The following is a 20,779-nucleotide window of genomic DNA, read 5'->3' as shown; positions in this document are numbered from 1 at the left end:
AGAAGTGATATTAGAATTTAACGTTAACTCTAGCCCAGTAAGTGCGACCTGGATCGTTCACTTGTGTATTGGCAGAATAACCAAAACCACCATTTCCCGCTAAGTTAAGGTGTTCGCTGTAGTTTTTATCAAAAATGTTGTCAATACCTGCACTAATTTGCATATTTTTAGTCACTTTGTAGGCTGTATTTGCTGACAGAATGGCGAAGCCTTTACTGTTGTTAAAGTCTTTACCGACAACGTTACCTTCATTGATTGCGACTCGATGCTGACTGTTAACCAAACGCAGCAATCCGCTGCTTGTCCAATCACCATAATCCCAAATCAGGCCGAAACGTGCTTCCAAAGGCGGAGTTTGTGGTAGTGGACGATGATTAGTTGCATTCTGTGCCCAGGAATATGCCAAACTTGCATCAGTTTTCCAGTTATCATTCAACTGATAAGCAATCCCCATTTCACCACCCATAATAGTGGCATCCACGTTATGCGCTTGGTTATTATTTTCGCTATAGCGGAATAGAATAAAATCACTCACCTTACCAACATAAGCCGATACCCAACCTTTCAGGTCTTGATCTTGATATTGCGCACCAATATCCAACTGAGTCGTTTTTTCGTTCTTTATGTCAGTGAATGCATTTTTGCCTGCTCTACTTGAAAACAACTCCCAATAATCGGGCGAGCGCTCGGTATAACCCACGCCGGCATAAAACATAACTGGGACACCTTTCATATTATGTTCAAACCGGACAAAACCAGCAGGAATGGTATCCTTACGCTCTTGTTGAGTCGAATATTTATATACCTGCACGCGATCCAGACGTACACCACCGATGACTTTACTTTGCTCAGCAGCATCCCACGTTAATTCACCAAAAATACCATAATCACGGAAACGCGCATTCTTCACCCATCCCACTCTTTTGGTTTTATCCATATAACGATCGGTGTTGGATCGGTGAGTATTCGTTTGCATATCTATACCACTTTGCAATTTGAAATCCTCCCAAATCCAAGTGCCCACCATACGGCCACCCATGGTAAGACGATCTGGCTCTGAGACCATTTCCATATGCAGAGGAGCGGTACGCAGGGAGTAGTTATCCATCACATGGTCGGCGTAGTTGTAATAAAAATTAGTTTCAAATTTGTCAAATACCTCACCGATATTGGATTTTTCAAAACGTACACCAAAATTTTTACGCTTGAATTGGGAACCGTCCATGCCACGAGTAGCGTAACGTGCTTCACCATCACCTTGTCCAGCGCTTAACTCCAGCAGGGTATCGGCATCAGGTGTCCAGCCCAGTGCGATATCGGTATTCCATTTATCCCATTTAGAAGGAATACGGTTACCATCGCCGTCTCTATAATCATTGGAACGGGATTTATTGCCGATCAAACGGATATAACCCAATTCATTCCCAAAAATCAGATCAGCATTACCATCCCAGCGTTTATTAGAACCGACGACAGTGCTGACATTCCCTTTAGCTCCCGGTTTTTCAAACTGGGGACGGGTGCGTTCAAAACGGACAGTTCCTGCTGAATTACCGGGCCCCCAGAGTACGGTTTGCGGCCCTTTAACCAAACTCAGAACATCATAACTTTCTGGTGAAATATAAGAACTGGGTGCATCCATACGTCCGCCACAAGCCCCCAATATTTCACCATCATCAATCAACATTCTTAAGCGAGAGCCAAACATGCCACGGAATACGGGATCGCCGTTCGTACCACCATTACGGATTTGTGAAAATCCGGGGATAGTTTTCAGGTAATCAGAACCATCACTGGCAGGTATTGGTTGTCGAGGGGTTTTGAGTGAAGTAGCAACATCAAGAGGTGAAACTGCTGGAGCGGTTACGGTTATTACAGACTCATTATCATTAACCGCAAGCGTATTTTTTGTCTCTTTGGTGTTAACCTCGTTAGCAGCCAAGCTACTGGTAGGTATAGAAAGGGCAATAACCAAAGCGGTTGTCAGTGGCGATACGTGGAATAATTGTGTAGTAGACATAAAATAAAAATATCCCTTAATTAACAACAAATCCTGTTTTTAGAATTTGTTTGAAGCAAGACTGACTTGCCATACGAATTTGATAAGGCAAGGTAAATAAAATGATTTACTTTAGCGTCAGCAGATTAATTAAGGGGTGGGGCACGGGGTTGTGACTCGCCGTAGAACAGTTGAATTATTGGGCCAGAAAATCGTGGTACTGGTGGTGCGCGCGAGATCGTTAGCACCAATAAAATGAAAGGAACAGACCCGCCAGCCAATAATGGCAGGTTAATCAGAAGCTGACAGTAACCACAAGCGATATCGTCCATCAATCCCATATGAATATGATCAGCCCCATGATGGTTCATAGAGTGTGATGACGATGACGCTTTATGATGGCTATTGCTGTCGCTATTTTGCATGTCAGAAACAGACATGCTGTGGTTTATCTCACTTTTGATACCATCACGATGGTGCTCCAGTGTTTTTGACACCACTGGCGCAATGAACAGCATCAAAATCGCCAGTAAGGCGATCGAGGCAGGTGTTCGACGTTGTGACAGGCGAAAAAGCGATAACAAGCTAATGATCCAAATCAATTTACACGATTGGGTGCCAATCTTACTGCATTTCTTATGGATTTGTTAAAAAATTTTTTGGCAACCTATGTATATGATTTGGTTGTTTTACTCAATAAAGCTATCAATAATAATTATATCTACTGGTGGTTGAATCTCACCAGTAGATAGTGACTTCAATAAATCAAATTGGCTGCCAACTCACATTTTTGCACATTAATTTGTTGTTGTTGTTATTTTCAGCATGAGATAATTGAATGCTTCCCATTAAAACAAATAAAGCAAATACTTTTATTAAAAAAGAATATTGTTTGTGCATTTGGTTCACATGTTGTCGGAACTCTTCAATTGACGCCATAATGGTTTCACTAGCACACAGAATTTCCCTGCCTTCATCCGTTAACGAGAATCCAGCACGGCCTCTTTGACACAACCGCATCCCTAACCGTTTTTCTAAATCGTTCATATGGAGACTAATCGCTGAACGTGTAACACCAAGCGAACTTTCTGCTGCGGAAAAGCTGCCACATTCTGCGAGGGTCTTAAAGATCCGTAATAGTTTCAAACCAAAATCAGTTACTTGCCTAAAGTTTGTTGATTTCATTTGCGTAAGTAAACTCATAACTAATGATTCGATAATTGAGATTTAATTTGAATGTAGTTTCATTGCAAACTCTTTGTTACAACCTTATGCGAGGAGTTAAAAAATGTCAGATAACTATTCGTTTAAAACAAGTTCTTTTCAAACATTGAACCTTAAAGCGCATTGGATGCCGTTTAGTGCTAATCGTCATTTTCAACAAGATCCACGTTTGATTGTCTCCGCAGAGGGAAGCTGGTTGGTAGATGATCAAGGTCGGCGCATTTATGACAGCTTATCCGGTTTATGGACGTGTGGAGCAGGACATTCCCGCCATGAGATTCGTCAAGCGGTTTCTGAACAATTGGGAACGTTAGATTATTCCCCCGGTTTCCAATATGGCCATCCTTTGTCATTTAAGTTGGCAGATAAGATCGCCAGCCGGATGCCAGGTGATTTAAATCACGTGTTTTTTACCAGTTCAGGTTCAGAATCTGTTGATACCGCAGTGAAAATGGCGCGTGCTTATTGGCGTGTCAAAGGACAAGCATCCAAAACGAAATTGATTGGAAGGGCGAGAGGCTATCATGGCGTAAACATCGCGGGTACGAGTCTTGGTGGTATTGGTGGAAACCGTAAAATGTTTGGTCAACTTATGGATGTTGATCACCTGTCACATACATTACAGCCCAATATGGCCTTTACGAAAGGAATACCACTGACTGGTGGCCGTGAGCTGGCTGATGAATTATTGAAGCTTATTGAATTGCATGATGCCAGTAATATTGCCGCTGTTATTGTGGAGCCTGTTTGCGGATCCGCAGGTGCCATTATCCCGCCACAAGGATATTTACAACGCTTACGGGAAATCTGTACCCAACACGATATTCTACTGATTTTTGATGAAGTGATTACCGGTTTCGGGCGGTTAGGACGTTGGAGTGGATCTGAATATTTCGATGTTACACCTGACATGCTCACGTTCGCTAAGCAAGTGACCAACGGTGCCATCCCTCTGGGAGGTGTCGTTGCGTCCAGTAAGATCTACGATGCCTTTATGTCTCAATCTTTACCTGAACACATGATCGAGTTCAACCATGGTTATACCTATTCAGCTCACCCCGTTGCCTGTGCAGCAGGACTGGCCTCCTTAGCATTGTTGGAAAAAGAGAATTTACTGCAACAATCCTCTGAGCTTGCCCCACATTTCGAACAAGCATTACATGGTCTGAAACACTGCCCAAATGTGATAGATATTCGTAACTGCGGTCTAGTGGGGGCAATCCAGCTTGCCCCACGGGATGGAGACGCAGCGATTCGCCCTTTTGATGCTGGTATCGCATTATGGAAAACCGGATTTTATGTGCGTTTTAGTGGTGATACGTTGCAGTTTGGCCCTATGTTCAATGCGAAAACGGGTGACCTTGATCGCTTGTTTAACGCTGTGGGTGATGTTTTGCATCAGATTAAATAAAGGAAATAGCATGCGGCAGAACTTCAGCGGTATTTAATCCTTCTTCTGGTGACGTAATACGCCAAGTTGAGATGGCAAGTAGAGAGACAGTAAAGCAAGCCATTGCTGCGGCGAAAACCGCACTTCCTGCCTGGCGTAATAAAGAAGCGGTTGATGGTTTAATTGAATCTCCTGATGTGAAGGCGCTGAGTTTTGTCGGTTCTACGCCAATAGCAGAATATATTCACAGTGAAGGAACACGACGTGGTAAACGCGTTTAGGCACTGGGGAGAGCGAAAAATCATGCTGTCTTAATGCCAGATGCTGATTTAAATAATGCCGCCAGCGCCTTGATGGGGGCAGATTATGGCCCGGATGGCGTACGTTTTTACACTCGACGTAAAACTATTACTCAGCATTGGATTAAACACGAAAATAATGAAGCGGCTAAATTTGCCTTTCCAAGTAACCAATTAATATCATTAACTTATTCAAAGAGCGGTAACTTTACCGCTCATACTTGTAAGATTTCTCATTCATTAAATCTATAATAGGGATTCATGTCATAACTTTGACATAAAGTTATGGTTAAAAACGGTGTCATTATGTTAGTAAATAAGGTTCCGCATAAACTTAGATAGATATCAGAAAGATAATATGAAAACAGATAAAGTCATAGAACTGATTGAGAATAAATATCCAAAAGCAGGGCATTGGGCATTTGGTGATTCTCCCGCTATGCAGGATGAATTGTCTGAATTAGTTGTTAAAAGGATAAAAACAGCGACGAGTTGTTCGTATCATTCTTATGCTTCTTATGGAGCCGATGACGGTAAGATCACCGTTGGCAATCATTATATTGTCTTCAATAGTCAAGAAAGCCCCATTTGCGCTGTCAGAGTGACTGATATGCACTTAATGCAATTCTCAGAAATGCCAGCGGAACTGGCATGGAAAGAAGGCGAGGGCGATAGGAGTTTGCTTCACTGGCAATTGGAGCATCAACGTTTCTTTACCAGCGAAGGCGTTTTTTCACCGGATATGGAGATTGTTGTTATTGAATTTAGCGTAGTTGAGAGCTTCCCCTTATAACTCTATCTGCCCTTCAGAATAGCCACCAGATATTCATTCTAATGCCGCCATGTTGCGGCTTCACATCTATTAATTAAAAATCATTGAAGAAGTTATGTCTACAGACAATAGACGAAAGCATCCTTCTGTTTTTACACGTTTTTTGCCATCATCCTGCTTACATTTAGAAACTAAGATGAAGTAAGGTTATCATGATGAAAAATAAGAGTTCTATGTTGTTGCTGACGTTATCCATTGCAGTTTTTGGTGTTATTACGACTGAAATAGCTGTTATTGGGCTATTACCTCAACTTGAAGAACAATTGAATGTGACACCGACTCAAGTCGGCTTTCTTGTCAGTGTTTATACCATTGTGGTCGCCGTGACTGGCCCATTCATCACATTAATGTTATCTCGATATAACAGGAAACATGTTCTTCTCACTATTCTGCTTTTATTTGTTATTTCTAATCTCATCTATGCCACAACAGACATCTTTAATTTGATGCTGACTTTCAGGATCCTACCGGGGCTGGTACATGCTGTTTTCTTTGCAGTTGCTCTTGTCGTTGCAGTGAATTCAGTTCCAAAGGAAAAAAGTGCTGGCGCCACAGCAAAAGTTTTCGCTGGGGGCGCGGTAGGAATGGTCTTAGGAATGCCTATAAGTTCATTCATAGCTGAACATCTGTCACTCAGTGCTGCATTTTATTTTGGTACAGCGACTTGTGCGCTGGCTTTCATTGGTATCCTGTTTTTTGTGCCTTCAATTCCTATCACAAAAAGCAGCTCTTTCTCCGATCAAGTCACTATCCTGCGTAAAGGAAAATTATGGTTTACGCTCGCTACGGCCACATTAGTGTTTTCCGCTATGTTCTCAAGTTTTAGCTATATAGCAGATTACCTTTCGAAAATTACTCACTTTGATAATAATTCCACCAGTATGATTTTAATCTTATTTGGTGCTTGTGGATTTCTGGGTAATTTTGTATTCAGCAGCTTTCTGCAAAAAATGTTGTAAATACAACTCATGCCTATCCTATTTTGTTAATTATCCTCTATATCCAAGTTTGGTTTTGGGGATTTTCACCGATAGCGATGTGTGTGTTGACCATTTTCTGGGGTGGTCTACATTCTGCTGGGCTGGTTGTCAGCCAAACATGGATTATGAAAGAAGCTAACGAAGCGCCAGAATTTGCTAACAGCCTTTATATCTCTTTTTCTAATTTAGGCATCACAATTGGCTCTATTACCGGATGATGGTTTCTTGCTCAATTTGGCGTACACACGATTATATTGAGTAGTATCCTCTTTGCATTAATGGCCTTTTTGAGTATTTATTTTAAAAGCAAGGTTAATAGCGACTACCGAAAAATGGCCGAAAAAACAATCTAAATTCACGTATTGATTCTTACGATTAATCCAGCAAACCATTTTCTTCCATCTCCACTAATGTATCTACAACATGACGTATTTTGGGGAGCAGTTGACGGTTTTTAGGCCATAACGCGCTAATAAGGACTTCTCCACCTGAATGGCCTTGCAATACTTCTTTGAGTTCTCCACTCTCAAGATATTTACCCACCATCCATAATGGCAATTGAGAAAATCCACACCCAGCCAGAACTGCCGCCAACATTGCATCCCCATCAGCGAATTCATAAGTTTCTGGTGGAGTGTAACGTTTCATTTCACCATTCTTTTCTTTCAATAACCAAGATACTGGCTGATCCCTGCGAAACCCCACGACACACCGATGTTGGCTTAATTCGTCAGGAGTATTAGGTTCACCGCTATAATGCAAATAATCTGGTGATGCACAAATAACAAGTTTTTGAGTTGTCAATCTGCGGGCTACGAGCCCACTACTGTCAGCAAGTTCACCAATTCGTATTGCAAGATCAATGCCTTCCTCAATTAAATCGACATAGCGCTCGCAGAACGAAACAGTAAGCGTCAGTTCTGGATAATCACGCGTAATTTTCAAAAGGTTAGGGAGGATACGCTGACGGCCGAATGCAGCCGGTAGATCGATACGGAGTCGTCCCGCAGGGTAAGCAATATGTGAAGTGAGTGCCGCTTCAGCTTGTTCAAGGATCTCAATAGCGCTTTGGCAACTTATCAGGAAGACTTCTCCATCAGGAGTCAGACTTAAGCTGCGGGTGGAACGTTGAAAAAGTTTAAGCCCTAAGCGATATTCAAGTCGTCCAACGCTTTTCCCTACAGCCGATTTTGTCACTCCGAGGCGTTCCGCTGCCGCAGTAAAACTTCCTAGTTGTGCTGTTGTGACAAACGCTGTTATCCCACCAAGATGATCAGTTCTACGCATAATGGTATCTATATCAGAAATATATTAATAAAAAGGATTGGTTTTTACTTTGCAAATAGCCGTGAGCCAACAACACAAAGAATAACACCAATAGTTACAGCTATCATTAATAGGTTTACAGGTTCACCAAGTACAGTTGCGCTCAACGCGAGTCCAAAAAAAGGTTGCAGTAGCTGAAGTTGGCCAACAGCAGCGATGCCTCCCTGCGCCAATCCCCGATACCAGAAAATAAAACCAATCAACATGCTGAAAAGGGACACGTAGACAAGGCTAATCCACACCGGTGTACTGACATTTGCAAATGAATTTGGCATAAACATAAACGTCATGATAAGCATTGCAGGTAGTGAAATAATCAGCGCCCAGCAGATAACTTGCCATCCACCTAAAACACGAGAAAGTTTTGCTCCCTCCGCATAACCAAGCCCACAAACTAAAACGGCGGCAAGCATTAATGTATCTCCGGCCAGAGAAGCAGATACACCTTGTATGAATGCAAATCCCATTACTAATAAACTACCCACAATAGAAAATATCCAGAAAGCGGGATGAGGGTGTTCTCCACCGCGCCATACACCAAAAATAGCCGTAGAAAGAGGTAATAACCCAAGGAATACAATTGAGTGTGCTGAAGTGATATGTTGAAGAGCTAATGCCGTTAAAAGAGGAAATCCGACAACAACGCCTAAGGCGACGATGATTAAGGGTACGATTTGACTATATATTGGGTGTTTTTCTTTAAAGATGAATAAAACAATAAGCGCGAATAAACCTGCAATAGAAGCACGGGCGACCGTCAGAAAAATAGGATCAAAATCCATGACAGCGATTTTTGTTGCAGGTAATGATCCGCTGAAGATAAGCACACCGAGGCAACCATTAATCCATCCACTTGCTGTCTTACTTTTAAGCTCATTCAGCATGACCATTATTCCCCAATTAGTTTTAATTGTTGCGAGTAAGCATCGTATGGCTCAACATCATGACAATCAAATTATTGTCATGGATACATTTTCTTATGGCCCATTCCCGTTACAAATCGCTGGTTGATAAATTTGCTGAGGATATACGTTCTGGTCGAATTTCCCCTGGTACGCGGCTACCAACCCATAGACAACTGGCGGCAGATGAAAGAATGTCCTTAGTTACAGCCACTCGGGTCTATGCTGAACTTGAAGCAATGGGATTAGTGAGTGGGGAGATTGGTCGAGGGACGTTTGTACGTGAAATTGCTCTGCCGGCAAATTTAGGAATAGAGCAACATGTCATTACTGATATGGTCGATCTTAATTTTAATTATCCCTCACTACCTTCTCAGACAGAGCTACTGAGAAGCGCCCTGCGAAAATTATCCATTTCTGGTGAAATAGAAGCATTGTTACGCTATCAGCCACATGGGGGAAGACAACATGAACGTGCAGCAATGTCAAAGTATCTAAAAAGCCGGGAAATTAATATTCCTATGGATAATTTATTAATCGTCAGTGGCGCTCAACATGGTTTAGCCAGCACAGTCATGGCACTATTAAAACCTGGAGATGTTGTCGCAGTAGATATTTTGACCTATCCGGGTTTCAAAATTCTGGCCGAAACATATCATCTCGAGCTGCTCTCTGTTCCTGCTGCAGAAGATGGCCTTGACCTAGAGGCACTTGAAAAGTTGTGCAAACATCGTCGTGTCCGTGCCTTATATACGATGCCAACATTACATAATCCATTGGGATGGGTGATGAGCGAAAACCAACGTAAGCGCTTAGTTGAACTGGCTCGTCGATATGGGCTGCTCATTATTGAGGATGCAGTTTACGCTTTTCTGATAGAGAATGCGCCACCGCCACTTGTTGAGCTTGCCCCAGAATTGACCATCTATGTTTCAGGGTTTTCCAAAAGTATTGCTACTGGATTACGTGTTGGATTTATTGTTGCGCCTGATCAACATTTGCCCGCTCTTACACGTGCCATTAGAGTAACCACGTGGAATACACCGGCTTTAATGACATCCATCATTTGTGAATGGATACATGACGGTACGGTCGCTGAATTGGAAGAAGAAAAACGCAAAGATGCTCAAGCACGCCAATTGATTGTAAAAGAAATATTTGCTGGGATACGATATATCAGCCATCCATCATCTTATTTTGTCTGGCTCCCATTGGCAGAGGAGACTAGAGCCGATCAAGTTGCAATGGCCCTAATACAAGAAAATATTTCTGTATCAACCGCTGAACCGTTTGCGACATCGTTGCATGTACCACATGCAATCCGCTTAGCCATAGGGTCAGTAGAATTAAAATCTTTGCTGATGGTACTAAAAAAAGTGAAGTATGTTATTGAACTACATTCATACTTTTAATCTTAATTCACTAAGTTCAGGATGATGCCCTCTTGTACCTCTAACGCTGTCTCTGCTTTTGCTAAAATCACATACCTTTATGATTAATTTTTCATCTCTGCGAGCAGGGTTAGAGAAAGTGAAGTATATTGTTGAAATGTATTTATGTTTGTAATAAAACATAAAAAATTTAATTTAGTCAAAAACAGAGGCAAAAATGAAACTACGGGCGAAAATCGAAAAAATAATTAATGGCAGTGATGATCCTAAAGCAGCATCAACTGAAATATGTAAACTGTTTGAGAAAGAAATGTCTATAAGCGGCTGGTTCGATGATGAAGATGGTGATGAATTACTCGACATGTTTCTGGATATGATAGGTGATGACGAAGATGATGACGAAGACGATTTATTTTAAATAATCCATGATAAAACGATACCAGAAAAACGGGCGTAAAAAGGACATAATTTGTTGAGATCAATTTAACTTATCTTGAATAAGAATTTAGCCCATAAATATACAATGACATATCTCATTGTAATTTAATGATTTATATTTTTATTGTTTTTATTTCAACTCCATCATACCCGAGTAAAAAGCTGAATCGAAAAATGATAGATTATTATAAATAAATACACAGTGAAGCTATAACCAAGATGTTTATGTTAAACATTAGTTTATTTCAATTTAAAATTGTTGATTGGTGTTATTTTTCTCCGTTTTAAATATTATCCCGCTCAGTATCGCAGGTAACGATAATAATAGGTTGCAATGTTTAATCAATACCGTTGACTAAAGGATTTTTGTTTGAATTACCTTCACAAAAATAGATTATCAAAAAAGGAAATCTTCATGGCTGATAATAGTATTCACACCGATCTTTTCTCACCTACCACATTAGGAAAAATTGAACTGGACAACCGTATTGTTATGGCTCCTTTAACACGCGGCCGCACGAATGAGGAGGGCGTCCCGAACGAACTTAATGTCACCTATTATGTTCAGCGAGCGAGTGCTGGTTTAATTATTTCAGAAGCAACCAATATTTCAGCACAAGGGCGTGGTTATGCCTTAACCCCCGGTATCTGGACGGAAGAGCAGGTAGCTGGATGGAAAAAAATCACAGAGGCTATTCACGTTGCCGGCGGTAAAATTGTAATGCAATTGTGGCATGTCGGTCGTTGCTCACATGTTGATCTCCAACCAAATAGAGAAGCACCTGTAGCACCATCCGCTATTAAAGCAGACGGTAAGGTTTTCACCAATAATGGCTTTGAAGCAGTCTCTATGCCACGAGCACTAAGAACCGACGAGATCTCTGGTATTGTTGAACAATACAAACATGCAGCGGAGTGCGCTAAACGTGCAGGGTTCGATGGTGTCGAAATTCATTCAGCTAATAGTTATTTGCTGGAACAGTTCCTGCGTGATTCCACTAACCATCGCACTGATCAATACGGTGGCTCAATTGAAAACCGAGCCAGACTAATTCTGGAGGTTGTTGAAGCTGTAACCCATGTTTGGGGGGACGGGCGAGTTGGCATTAGATTATCGCCAGTAACAACAGAAGTCGGGAACACTCCACTTGATAGCAATGTGATGGCAACTTATAGTTACCTGATTCAGCAACTCAATAAGTTCAAGCTGGCTTATCTCCACTTTGTTGAAGGAACGACAGGAAAAAGCCGTGAAGTTCCTGAAAGTGTTGATTTGGATGCACTGAGGTCTCTATTCGACGGGGCTTATATCGGCAATAACAACTATAATCTTGATATTGCAATTTCCCGCCGGGAGGAAGGCAAAGTTGATGCAGTTGCATTCGGACGCCCGTTTATTTCCAACCCTGATTTGGTCGAACGCCTACGCTGCGGCATTGAACTCGTTAATGCGCCTAATGAAACCCATTACGGAAATGGGGAAAAAGGTTATATCGACTGGCCGAAAGCGAATTATTTTCATGTTGAATCTTCATGTTCCAAGCCTTGATCCTTCAAATTAATTTGCTATCACAAGGAGGATTTATGAGAAATATGAAGATATTAAATATTATGATCTTATCTATATCGACAATGATAGCTTCTAATTCTTTAGCCAATGAGATTAGAGCAAGAGATTTAGGCATTCCTTTTTCAGGAGTAACAGGGAAATATAATGCAATTACAGATGTTAGTGGGGTAAAAGTTGGTTATTCAACCATAATAGAAGGTGATGGAAAGCTAGAAGTTGGGAAAGGCCCTATAAGAACAGGCGTGACAGCCATACTACCAAAAGGAAAGCGATTTAACCCTGTATTTTCTAGTATATTCTCTTTAAATGGAAATGGAGATATGACAGGTAGCCAATGGGTTAAAGAAAGTGGTTTCTTGGAAACACCAATATTAATAACCAATACTCATAGTGTTGGTATTGTCAGAGATTCAACAATTAGCTGGATGATTGATAATAATCTAACATCGCCACTAAAAGATGATTTATTCTGGTTTTTACCTGTAGTTTCAGAAACGTGGGATGGAATATTAAATGATATAAATGGTATGCATGTAAAAAAAGAGCATGTCTATAATGCTCTGAATAGTGCTAAATCAGGGGCGATAGAAGAAGGTAATGTTGGCGGTGGAACTGGGATGAACCTTTTTAATTTTAAGGGAGGAACAGGTACTTCATCACGAATTCTAGATAAAAAAGATGGCGGATATACTGTTGGCGTTCTTGTTCAAGGCAACTTTGGTGATAGGGATGACTTGATTATTGTGGGAATTCCAGTTGGTAAAGAAATAAAAGATCTTAAACCGATATATCATGGAGACAAGAAAAAAATAAAAGATGCGGGTTCTATAATAGTCGTGGTCGCCACTGATGCTCCATTGGCTCCTCACCAATTAGATAAAATAGCTAAAAGAGTCTCTCTTGGACTTGCAAGAGTAGGCGGTGTTGCCAGGAATACTAGCGGTGAGATATTTATTGCCTTTTCAACTGCAAATAGCGATGCATTCTCTAGGGAAGAGATGAAAACAATAAAAATACTGCCAAATGACAAACTGGATCCTTTGTATGAGGCAACAATAGAAGCAACAGAAGAAGCAATAATTAATGCTATGATCGCAGCAAAAAAAATGGTTGGGAGAAATGGTAACACTTCGTTTTCCATCCCTAAAGATAGGGTTAAAGAAATACTAAAAAAACATAATGTACTTTTGGAAGGTTAAAATAACTATCCAGATGAAAGTATTAGGAATTGTGTCAGATACAGGGAAGTAGGCTGGTCCTTTGATGTAAATTTATAGTATTATCATTCAATTAATTTCAATAGTGTGATGTGAAATAACTTTATATATTCATTTATTATGCGTAAAAACACCAAAATTATCAAAGCACTAAATAAACTCTTAACACCATTCGATAAAAATGCTCCTGGTGTTGTGTACATGGCTAAATACGACAGCGGCCTAACCTATCAAGGCTCTATAGGTTTAGCTTGTTTAGAATCACATAAACCACTTTCAATAAACAGCGTATTTAATATTGCTTCAGTTTCAAAGCAATTCACTGCATTTACTATTCTATTGTTAGAAAACGATGGTCGTTTATCGTTAGATGATTCAATTATAAAATATCTGCCTGATTTAGGTTGTTATGCAGAACCCGTAACTTTGCGTCACTTAATCTATCATACTGGTGGATTGGTTGATTATATGGAGTTGGCCGATTCAATTGGAATTAGTGAACAAGATCCGTTGACAATTGAACAGTCATTACATCACTTGTACGCTCAATCTCAAGTTGTATTTGCACCAGGAACTGCTTTCGAGTATAGCAATACAGGATACTTTTTACTGGCACAAGTGGCTGAAAAAGCGAGTGGAATGAAACTTAGTGAACTCAGCCAAGAACGTATTTTTAAACCTCTAGGAATGAAAAACACATTCATTGTTGATGAATACCCAATAGCTGTTGAATTTGCACACGCATATAGCCAAGAAAGTCAGCTTCTTGAATCGTTATGGACACACACAGGCGATGGAGCGGTACACTCAACAGTTGAAGATCTCATGTTATGGGGCGAAAACTTAACTCATGGTAGGGCTGGTGGAAAAGCATTAGTCCAGCGTATGACTCAAGTATTACCAGAAAAAACATTGATTGGAGATACAGTTAAAAATCATGAGCCTTATGCTTTTGGTTTAGAACATCACAACCACTTAGCAGAACCGAGTTTAGAGCATTCCGGCGGTTGGGCAGGTTACAGAACTTATTTTATACGTTTGCCGAACTCATGTTTAACTATTGCAGTCCTGAGCAATCAGGAGACTATTGATACACAAACGCTAAGTTATAAAATTGCCGATATCTTACTGAATTAGTTATGAATAATTTGCAGATTTTAACAATAAGGTTCGCCCCAAATTATTTGCCAATACCTGACTATTATTGATAGCCGCCGTAATGGTTATGGGAGCATATGAAATGTTCGTCATAAATAATTACCGTTTTAAATAGAGTTGAGATAGCCTTGAGGGATGAAAAACACATCTGAGCTGAGAAGAATTTAGGCCAGATGTAATCTGACAGATACCTATATAAATAACCGGTAACTGTCAGATCAGGTCTGAGCTAATACATATGAAACTCTGTTTTTCGGCCTCAAAAGCGGTTCCAAATATCGAATTTCTACTATTTTGAGAGCACAAAGTCTCTTTTTCGATACCGCTTAGCGTATATTTTCATCCTGTTGGATCTCAAACCGTGATTATGGAGAATTTTTCTGAATTAGATTCACCTACACAGTGTATTTAGCCAAGTCTTTAGGGGTTATTTTCTTGGACACATTGTTTTTATTAATCGATAAAACTATCTTTCCATGTAATCCATCCAATGGATTATCACCTATTTTTTTTACTGTCAAAATTGCAGCTCTATTTTTAACTCCAGAAAAGATGGAGTCATCTTCATTTTCAAGCCTATTAATATCCCTTGGAGAATACATATCATTAATCATTACTTCTTTAGATATATCCTCAGGGAAATAAAGTTGGCCTACAAAATAGAATTTATCTTCCTGTCTTTTTTGTACATTGGCATTCCTTGCTGATAAATGGATATGTATAGCTCTTCCAGCATAAAATCCAGGGAAAATTGTGGTGAATCTGACTATGCCTTCTTTGTCTGTCCTTTGTGCCCCACGAAGAAACGTGCTTTCATCAGTTCTTGAAATCGTTCCTATATTATCAGATGGAGCTTCGAGATCTGGGTTTATGTATTTCCAACCTGAATATTTTCCCATTGCATTACAATGCCATATATCAATAAGGATATCATCTAAAGGTTTACAGGTTACAGAATCAATGACTTTCATTGTCAATAAAAGAGGTATTCCTGGTTCATCCTCTGTTATATTCCTTCTCAGTAATTTGTTATTTATAAAATATGGACCTGACATTTCCTCTGGAGTCATTTCACAAACGCCTATATCAATACCATCCCCTTTCTTTGGTTGACTCTGTGAAGAGGCAAGAACTCCTGCTGGCATCAGAGGTAATAATGAAAATACGGCCCCCGTAACGCTCGCCTTTTTCAGAAAAAGTCTTCTTTCATTTTTCATAAAGTGGCTCCTTATATATCATTTTTATAGTTTATATTTTCGGATTCAGATAAGTGTAGCGGATCGCGTTTGAAATCCGGATGATGATTCTAACTTGTTGATGGCATAGGAGTAAACTACTGTCATAAGTATGGGGGTATTTATTTCAACAGGAGTGGTGATCTTTACATTGGCACTAATCAATATCTGATTTCTATCAAGAATTTCCGGGGTCATTCTAAACAGCTTAAGGAAAAAAGCGATTGAAATCTAACAAAAAATCAATACAAGAAGCTGAGATGTAAGTTTCTGACCATAGGTATTAACCATATTAATAGTTTCTAGTTGAACTAACTTAATTAATTTCTTTTAAAAATTATTTCTTAATTTTATTTTTTTATTCATTGTAAATATTATCCATTCAGTATCGTTAGAAAACGCTCATGATAGGTTATAGTATCCGTTTAATATCGGTTTTTTAGTGCCAAGGAGGCAATCCATCATGTCAATAACTACAATATATCGAGTAACCGTCGTTAAATAGGCCACCAAGCGACCGTTGCAAAATCCTAACGAAGAAGAGGTACTTTATGCCGATATCGATCTAAGTGCGATTATCAAGGAAACCAAGTAACGTAGAAGTTATATTCTCTATTCTAACAAGAAGATATTTATGCTTTATTTCACATCAGATACCCATTTTTGTCATTCCAGTGTTATAAACCTATGCCAGCGCCCATTTGAAAATGTGCATCATATGAACAACACTCTGATACATAACTGGAATGCTCGTGTTACCAATCGAGATAGATAGGACATCACAATGGTTGTTTTAAAAGAAATTATTACAAATATTAGAAATGCAATTCATGTAGCTACCGATGGACTCATCGGTCGTGAACAACTGGCCGAATTGATGATCCTTGCCGCAGTAGCAAGAGAGCATTTATTGGTTATCGGTCCTCCCAGTACAGCAAAAAGTGCGGTTGTTCGGCGTGTATCTCAAACGATGGGGGGAGGTATTATTTTGAATACATTGGGAGTTACTTAACATTGATTCACAAACGGGGGCAATCTACAGAATATCTTCTGGTGAAATACATTTTTATCATAATGGTAGAGTCTTTAAACGAATCATGCTACCCGACAATATTACGGATGAAGAATGTTATAACCTGAAAGTCAGAACAGGTATCAGCTCAATAATTATCTTTCCTTTCAATGGACAGGAACAGAATATTAACCTCTACGGTTCAGTACAGAGTCAACCCTGTGTATCTATTCATTGGACTACTAAAGAAACACCAAATATTCGCGCTATGGATGATGGATGGTTATTCTTCATCGGGAAGGGCGACTGCTTTATCGGAATACAAGCAGAGTAAAGCACCTTAATGTGAGGTAAAAGAGGCCACTTAAAGCCGTCCTTTTGGCTTCTGATGGCTAGTCTGTGCAGGTCATTACGCAGTTTCGTATGACCGGCAGACCGGCAAGGAACACCGAAAATCTGCTGCCTTCGTTTTCTACTACTTCCATCAGGTGTCTCAGCCCGATGAATGTGTGTCCGTTGTTACTTGCTTGGTGGTTTTGAAAATTTCGGCCGCCATGTTGTGTTGGATAAATTACTGGGAATGCGGGCCCAGACGGGGTTGGCAATAATGTGTTGTATTAGTTTCCAGCCGCGCTAGTCCCATCCGCCGTGAATTTTGGATTAATTGAGGCGGTGAAATATCCACAAATTCGCTCACCTACTTTTTTAATACACAAACATATTTAATTTCAATATGTTAACCACATCGCAAGTAATGAAAATCAACAAATTAAAAACGTAATGTTATTACTGGTTTACCTGACTATTTATTAATCATATTTTGCTCAGTGTACATTTTTAATTCATACGTTTGCTGTACAAAAAAATTTAGGACGCTCTTATGACAGGATAACAAGATACTTCATACTCAGTGGGGCTAATGATGAAAAAGGTCAATATATTAATCACTGTGTTAGGCGTTTTGGGAGTGATAACACAGACTCAAGCAAAAGTTGGCTATGGTATAAGCCAACAAGAAACCAAACCACATATTCTACTCGGAGAGAAAAAGGGTGATCCTGCCCTAGGTATTTCTTCTATACCTGGGGTTTGGGGGTAAGCTCTTCACTGCCTCTGAGCTGAAAAAACTCGCCACTCTCGACAAGAACAATATCTATGACGTCAAACAAAAAGGATCAAGAATTTTGGGTATCGAGAATCAATATATCGATATCGGGCAGGTTCCAAATGCAGAAGTTTACTTCGGTGAATGGGCACAAAAAAAACCCGATAAATCGGACATCACCCATACTGTTTTTTATCTAGGCAAAGATGTTACAACCAATATGCCAAAAAACGGCACTGCGACTTACACGGTGAAAGGCCTTAGCCAATATAACGGTAGCAATCTTCTCTCCGGTGAATTAGTCGCAGACTTTGATTCCCAAAAACTGAATGGTTCACTGAGTAATAGTTCACTAAATATAGGTATTGATGCCAATATAAATAATGATGCCGGATTTTCAGGCAAAGCCACAGCCAATGGCAGTGTCAATGGAACCACCGATGGGAAATTCTATGGTGATGCCGCCTCCTCTCTGGCCGGGATTGCCAAATTTGATAGTGATAGAAACAAAGATACGGCTTTCGGCGGCAATAAACAGTAATTTTTCGGATAACAGTGCCATTTGGGGTACTGTTATCTCCACTTTTTCCTTTCATCTTGACAGTCTTGTATCCCTGTTTATTCCCAATAATATGGGCTCTGTAAGCGAGTGTTTTCTATGTCTGACAAAAGAAAAGTAACTGGCAAGAGAAAAGCACCTATATTACTGACCTCACTGCTGATCTCATTCATCTTTCCAGCGGCTCAGTCCAATGAAGATATTAGCCACAATATTTGGCAAGATGCGCGATATAATCAACAGCACAATCAACAAAAAAATGAGGCCAGCTTAATAATATCAAATACCATTTCTACAAAGAGTGGCCATTCATCGATCATAATTCATGGGCAAAAATTCAAGGTAGAAAACAATATTAAAGATATCGGTCAAGTCCTGTACCTTGCCATTAACTATCGACAGTGGCAAGACGTAAGACGCTTCCTGATCGCTTATCAAAAACTACCTGCGCACGATCCGTTACTCATCGATTTTGCTCGAGGTGGTCTGGCCCATTTTGAAGGAAATTTGGCGCTTGCGGCTTCTTATTATCAAAAAATTCTACGTCAAAAACCAAATCTTACGCGCATCAAACTGGAACTGGCCCGTACTTATTTTGAAGATCACAAAAATCGAGAATCCGGGCAGTTATTTGAAGAAGTCAGTAAACAACATCAGTTACCAATAATGGTCCTAAAGAATACCGACAGTTATCTGAAAGCAATAACCCGAAGAAATGGCTGGCATAGCGCGTTCTCACTCGGTTATACCTATGACGATAATATAAATATGTCTCCAAATCAGAAATCGGTCTGCCTGCTTTCCAAAGAGGGAAAGTGCGTGATTGAACGGAAATCGCCAAAACCTATCAAAGATTGGGGGATAACTTATAACGCTATATTAAGCCGACATTACCCACTTATCGGTCATCACGGCATTTTTGGCCGCAGCCTGATTTATGGTGAAAATTATCGCCATTACCACAACGAAAACAAAAATACGTTTTTGCTGGTCGGTGGCTACAACTATAAAAGCAGAACCCATGATTTCACCTTTAGCCCCCTGTTTGAATATCAACAGCGTGCAGGGAATACCGAATACCATGCCATCGGTGCCAAAATGGAATGGCAGTGGTTTATCGCCCATAAAACCACACTCAATATTGAAATTGGACATAAAAAATTGAGTTATCAGCCGCGTTTCCGCAAGAAAGACGGTGAATATTCCTCATCCTATTTCAACCTATCTCATGCCCTCAGTGAAAAATTAGTTCTGTTTGGCGGCGGTGGTTGGATCTACCAAAACAATCAACAACCAGCAGCTCGCTATCAGCAATGGAAAGTGAATGTGGGAATAGCTGGGCAACTCTATTCCCACATTAATGGATCACTGTTTTTCACACTGAAAAAAGCCTACAGCCCATTCTTGGGTGCCAGACGTAAAGATAACGAACAAATCTATACTGCTTCCATTGAATTCCCTACCACTAAGATATTGGGAATGACTCCCTCTTTAATTTTCCGCCATCGACACAATCGCAGCAATGTGAACTGGTTGTACAGTTATGATAAAAACGAAATACAGATACAGCTAGAAAAATATTTTTAATCAAGGCTGTGATACATCTATAAATTCGGCAGACCATGTTTACGCGCATGATCTATTTTATCCTTGCCAGTATCAATGCACCTATATTTTTCAAAGCAAATAACTCCAACAGGGTATGCTAGAACTTTTATATCATTGTGGTGAAAGTTTTCCACTGGCCCTCTAATACAGCGACAACTGGGATATCTTTTTTCTGCTGAAGTGCATTTAACAAAGAGGATATATAATAATCAAATAGTTGAGTTTTAGTTTTTACCAGTCATTAGCCACTCATATTTATGATTTTCTGTTTGTTTGATATTCCCATAGGAAGTGCCTGGAAAATGAGGGTCATGTATTAAATAGTTAGATTGAATATCAAAAATAGTACTCACGCTCAATAAAAGTTCCTATCACCTTATCGTGCATTTCTTCGGATTTTGAATAACTGATAGTTTTTCTATTCAGTCTTTTTATTCGAGTACGCTGAGTTAAATTCGTTCTCTCTATACGCTGAGTAAACGTCTTTCCAGTCAGGTGATCTTCCTCGGGAAGGTTATCATAAACAACATAATC

At 40.0% G+C, this 20,779-nt stretch carries 21 protein-coding genes and 1 pseudogene; 15 read left to right on the top strand and 7 right to left on the bottom strand.

The features are described from left to right. Positions 1-10 precede the first annotated feature (10 nt). The 3 genes from Xhom_RS49135 to Xhom_RS49125 form a co-directional block, all read right to left on the bottom strand. On the bottom strand, positions 11-2,020 hold the full coding sequence (locus Xhom_RS49135; protein ID WP_069315788.1) for a TonB-dependent copper receptor: 2,010 nt from the start codon (positions 2,018-2,020) through the stop codon (positions 11-13). A gap of 125 nt (positions 2,021-2,145) precedes the next feature. Continuing rightward, positions 2,146-2,583: a DUF2946 domain-containing protein gene (locus Xhom_RS49130; RefSeq protein WP_071933913.1), complete on the bottom strand. Its 438-nt coding sequence runs from the start codon at positions 2,581-2,583 to the stop codon at positions 2,146-2,148. A 181-nt stretch (positions 2,584-2,764) separates the two neighbouring features. Then, a complete protein-coding gene (locus tag Xhom_RS49125; protein WP_269465901.1) occupies positions 2,765-3,202 on the bottom strand; it encodes a LysR family transcriptional regulator in 438 nt (145 codons plus the stop codon). An 85-nt stretch (positions 3,203-3,287) separates the two neighbouring features. On the opposite strand from Xhom_RS49125, the gene aptA reads away from it, so the two are divergent. From aptA to Xhom_RS49100, 5 genes and pseudogenes are all read left to right on the top strand, one after another. Next, on the top strand, positions 3,288-4,634 hold the full coding sequence (gene aptA / locus Xhom_RS49120) for an omega-aminotransferase AptA (RefSeq protein WP_069315789.1): 1,347 nt from the start codon (positions 3,288-3,290) through the stop codon (positions 4,632-4,634). A gap of 5 nt (positions 4,635-4,639) precedes the next feature. After that, positions 4,640-4,999: pseudogene (locus tag Xhom_RS49115) on the top strand (aldehyde dehydrogenase family protein); the annotation flags it as partial. A gap of 271 nt (positions 5,000-5,270) precedes the next feature. Next, positions 5,271-5,705 (top strand): ASCH domain-containing protein, encoded by a 435-nt coding sequence (locus Xhom_RS49110; protein WP_069315792.1) that lies wholly within the window; start codon positions 5,271-5,273, stop codon positions 5,703-5,705. A gap of 191 nt (positions 5,706-5,896) precedes the next feature. After that, complete coding sequence (locus Xhom_RS49105) at positions 5,897-6,703, top strand: MFS transporter (RefSeq protein WP_232326285.1); 807 nt, start codon at positions 5,897-5,899, stop codon at positions 6,701-6,703. A gap of 83 nt (positions 6,704-6,786) precedes the next feature. Further along, positions 6,787-6,942: a hypothetical protein gene (locus Xhom_RS49100; RefSeq protein WP_244590791.1), complete on the top strand. Its 156-nt coding sequence runs from the start codon at positions 6,787-6,789 to the stop codon at positions 6,940-6,942. Between the two features lie 157 nt (positions 6,943-7,099). Here the strand turns inward: Xhom_RS49100 and Xhom_RS49095 are convergent, their stop codons facing one another. Both Xhom_RS49095 and Xhom_RS49090 read right to left on the bottom strand, forming a co-directional pair. Continuing rightward, positions 7,100-8,011, bottom strand: coding sequence for a LysR family transcriptional regulator (locus Xhom_RS49095; protein ID WP_069315793.1), 912 nt, complete (start codon positions 8,009-8,011; stop codon positions 7,100-7,102). 44 nt (positions 8,012-8,055) lie between these two features. Then, complete coding sequence (locus Xhom_RS49090) at positions 8,056-8,934, bottom strand: DMT family transporter (protein ID WP_099139811.1); 879 nt, start codon at positions 8,932-8,934, stop codon at positions 8,056-8,058. Between the two features lie 59 nt (positions 8,935-8,993). On the opposite strand from Xhom_RS49090, the gene Xhom_RS49085 reads away from it, so the two are divergent. The 5 genes from Xhom_RS49085 (at position 8,994) to Xhom_RS49065 (ending at position 14,705) form a co-directional block, all read left to right on the top strand. After that, entirely contained in the window at positions 8,994-10,364 is a 1,371-nt protein-coding gene (locus tag Xhom_RS49085) for an aminotransferase-like domain-containing protein (protein WP_232326289.1), read from the top strand. Positions 10,365-10,560: 196 nt separating this feature from the next. After that, positions 10,561-10,761 (top strand): hypothetical protein, encoded by a 201-nt coding sequence (locus Xhom_RS49080; protein WP_069315796.1) that lies wholly within the window; start codon positions 10,561-10,563, stop codon positions 10,759-10,761. Between the two features lie 435 nt (positions 10,762-11,196). Further along, positions 11,197-12,330, top strand: a complete 1,134-nt coding sequence (locus Xhom_RS49075) for an alkene reductase (RefSeq protein ID WP_069315797.1) — start codon at positions 11,197-11,199, stop codon at positions 12,328-12,330. A gap of 35 nt (positions 12,331-12,365) precedes the next feature. Further along, on the top strand, positions 12,366-13,550 hold the full coding sequence (locus tag Xhom_RS49070; protein WP_069315798.1) for a DmpA family aminopeptidase: 1,185 nt from the start codon (positions 12,366-12,368) through the stop codon (positions 13,548-13,550). A 138-nt stretch (positions 13,551-13,688) separates the two neighbouring features. Beyond that, complete coding sequence (locus tag Xhom_RS49065; protein WP_069315799.1) at positions 13,689-14,705, top strand: serine hydrolase domain-containing protein; 1,017 nt, start codon at positions 13,689-13,691, stop codon at positions 14,703-14,705. A 416-nt stretch (positions 14,706-15,121) separates the two neighbouring features. On the opposite strand, the gene Xhom_RS49060 is transcribed toward Xhom_RS49065, so the two are convergent. Further along, positions 15,122-15,943, bottom strand: a complete 822-nt coding sequence (locus Xhom_RS49060) for an intradiol ring-cleavage dioxygenase (protein ID WP_069315800.1) — start codon at positions 15,941-15,943, stop codon at positions 15,122-15,124. An 802-nt stretch (positions 15,944-16,745) separates the two neighbouring features. Here Xhom_RS49060 and Xhom_RS49055 point away from each other — a divergent pair. The 5 genes from Xhom_RS49055 (at position 16,746) to Xhom_RS49035 (ending at position 20,224) form a co-directional block, all read left to right on the top strand. Beyond that, positions 16,746-16,973, top strand: a complete 228-nt coding sequence (locus Xhom_RS49055) for a hypothetical protein (protein ID WP_069315801.1) — start codon at positions 16,746-16,748, stop codon at positions 16,971-16,973. An 85-nt stretch (positions 16,974-17,058) separates the two neighbouring features. Continuing rightward, positions 17,059-17,307, top strand: a complete 249-nt coding sequence (locus Xhom_RS49050) for a hypothetical protein (protein WP_069315802.1) — start codon at positions 17,059-17,061, stop codon at positions 17,305-17,307. A gap of 585 nt (positions 17,308-17,892) precedes the next feature. Further along, positions 17,893-18,072, top strand: coding sequence for a hypothetical protein (locus Xhom_RS49045; RefSeq protein WP_232326293.1), 180 nt, complete (start codon positions 17,893-17,895; stop codon positions 18,070-18,072). A gap of 85 nt (positions 18,073-18,157) precedes the next feature. After that, positions 18,158-18,619, top strand: coding sequence for a Slam-dependent surface lipoprotein (locus Xhom_RS49040; RefSeq protein ID WP_232326294.1), 462 nt, complete (start codon positions 18,158-18,160; stop codon positions 18,617-18,619). A 117-nt stretch (positions 18,620-18,736) separates the two neighbouring features. Beyond that, positions 18,737-20,224 carry a surface lipoprotein assembly modifier gene (locus Xhom_RS49035; RefSeq protein WP_069315803.1) on the top strand — a complete coding sequence of 496 codons (1,488 nt, stop codon included), beginning with the start codon at positions 18,737-18,739 and terminating at the stop codon, positions 20,222-20,224. Between the two features lie 357 nt (positions 20,225-20,581). Here the strand turns inward: Xhom_RS49035 and Xhom_RS49030 are convergent. Then, the coding region (locus Xhom_RS49030; protein WP_244590771.1) for an IS1 family transposase at positions 20,582-20,779 on the bottom strand (198 nt) is incomplete at its 5' end.

It is taken from the genome of Xenorhabdus hominickii (assembly GCF_002632725.1).
In the GTDB taxonomy this organism is placed as follows: Bacteria; Pseudomonadota; Gammaproteobacteria; order Enterobacterales; family Enterobacteriaceae; genus Xenorhabdus; species Xenorhabdus hominickii.
The sequence above is the reverse complement of the archived record's forward strand: the minus strand, read 5'-3'. Positions and strand labels throughout refer to the sequence as shown.

Bases quoted from the DNA above. Each gene is read 5' to 3' on its own strand.
- aptA (WP_069315789.1), top strand. From the start codon at position 3,288: ATGTCAGATAACTATTCGTTTAAAACAAGTTCTTTTCAAACATTGAAC.
- Xhom_RS49060 (WP_069315800.1), bottom strand. From the start codon at position 15,943: ATGAAAAATGAAAGAAGACTTTTTCTGAAAAAGGCGAGCGTTACGGGG.
- Xhom_RS49055 (WP_069315801.1), top strand. From the start codon at position 16,746: ATGGTTGTTTTAAAAGAAATTATTACAAATATTAGAAATGCAATTCAT.
- Xhom_RS49090 (WP_099139811.1), bottom strand. From the start codon at position 8,934: ATGCTGAATGAGCTTAAAAGTAAGACAGCAAGTGGATGGATTAATGGT.
- Xhom_RS49065 (WP_069315799.1), top strand. From the start codon at position 13,689: ATGCGTAAAAACACCAAAATTATCAAAGCACTAAATAAACTCTTAACA.
- Xhom_RS49135 (WP_069315788.1), bottom strand. From the start codon at position 2,020: ATGTCTACTACACAATTATTCCACGTATCGCCACTGACAACCGCTTTG.
- Xhom_RS49125 (WP_269465901.1), bottom strand. From the start codon at position 3,202: ATGAGTTTACTTACGCAAATGAAATCAACAAACTTTAGGCAAGTAACT.
- Xhom_RS49035 (WP_069315803.1), top strand. From the start codon at position 18,737: ATGTCTGACAAAAGAAAAGTAACTGGCAAGAGAAAAGCACCTATATTA.
- Xhom_RS49105 (WP_232326285.1), top strand. From the start codon at position 5,897: ATGATGAAAAATAAGAGTTCTATGTTGTTGCTGACGTTATCCATTGCA.
- Xhom_RS49095 (WP_069315793.1), bottom strand. From the start codon at position 8,011: ATGCGTAGAACTGATCATCTTGGTGGGATAACAGCGTTTGTCACAACA.
- Xhom_RS49085 (WP_232326289.1), top strand. From the start codon at position 8,994: ATGACAATCAAATTATTGTCATGGATACATTTTCTTATGGCCCATTCC.
- Xhom_RS49045 (WP_232326293.1), top strand. From the start codon at position 17,893: ATGATGAAAAAGGTCAATATATTAATCACTGTGTTAGGCGTTTTGGGA.
- Xhom_RS49080 (WP_069315796.1), top strand. From the start codon at position 10,561: ATGAAACTACGGGCGAAAATCGAAAAAATAATTAATGGCAGTGATGAT.
- Xhom_RS49070 (WP_069315798.1), top strand. From the start codon at position 12,366: ATGAGAAATATGAAGATATTAAATATTATGATCTTATCTATATCGACA.
- Xhom_RS49110 (WP_069315792.1), top strand. From the start codon at position 5,271: ATGAAAACAGATAAAGTCATAGAACTGATTGAGAATAAATATCCAAAA.
- Xhom_RS49050 (WP_069315802.1), top strand. From the start codon at position 17,059: ATGCTACCCGACAATATTACGGATGAAGAATGTTATAACCTGAAAGTC.
- Xhom_RS49075 (WP_069315797.1), top strand. From the start codon at position 11,197: ATGGCTGATAATAGTATTCACACCGATCTTTTCTCACCTACCACATTA.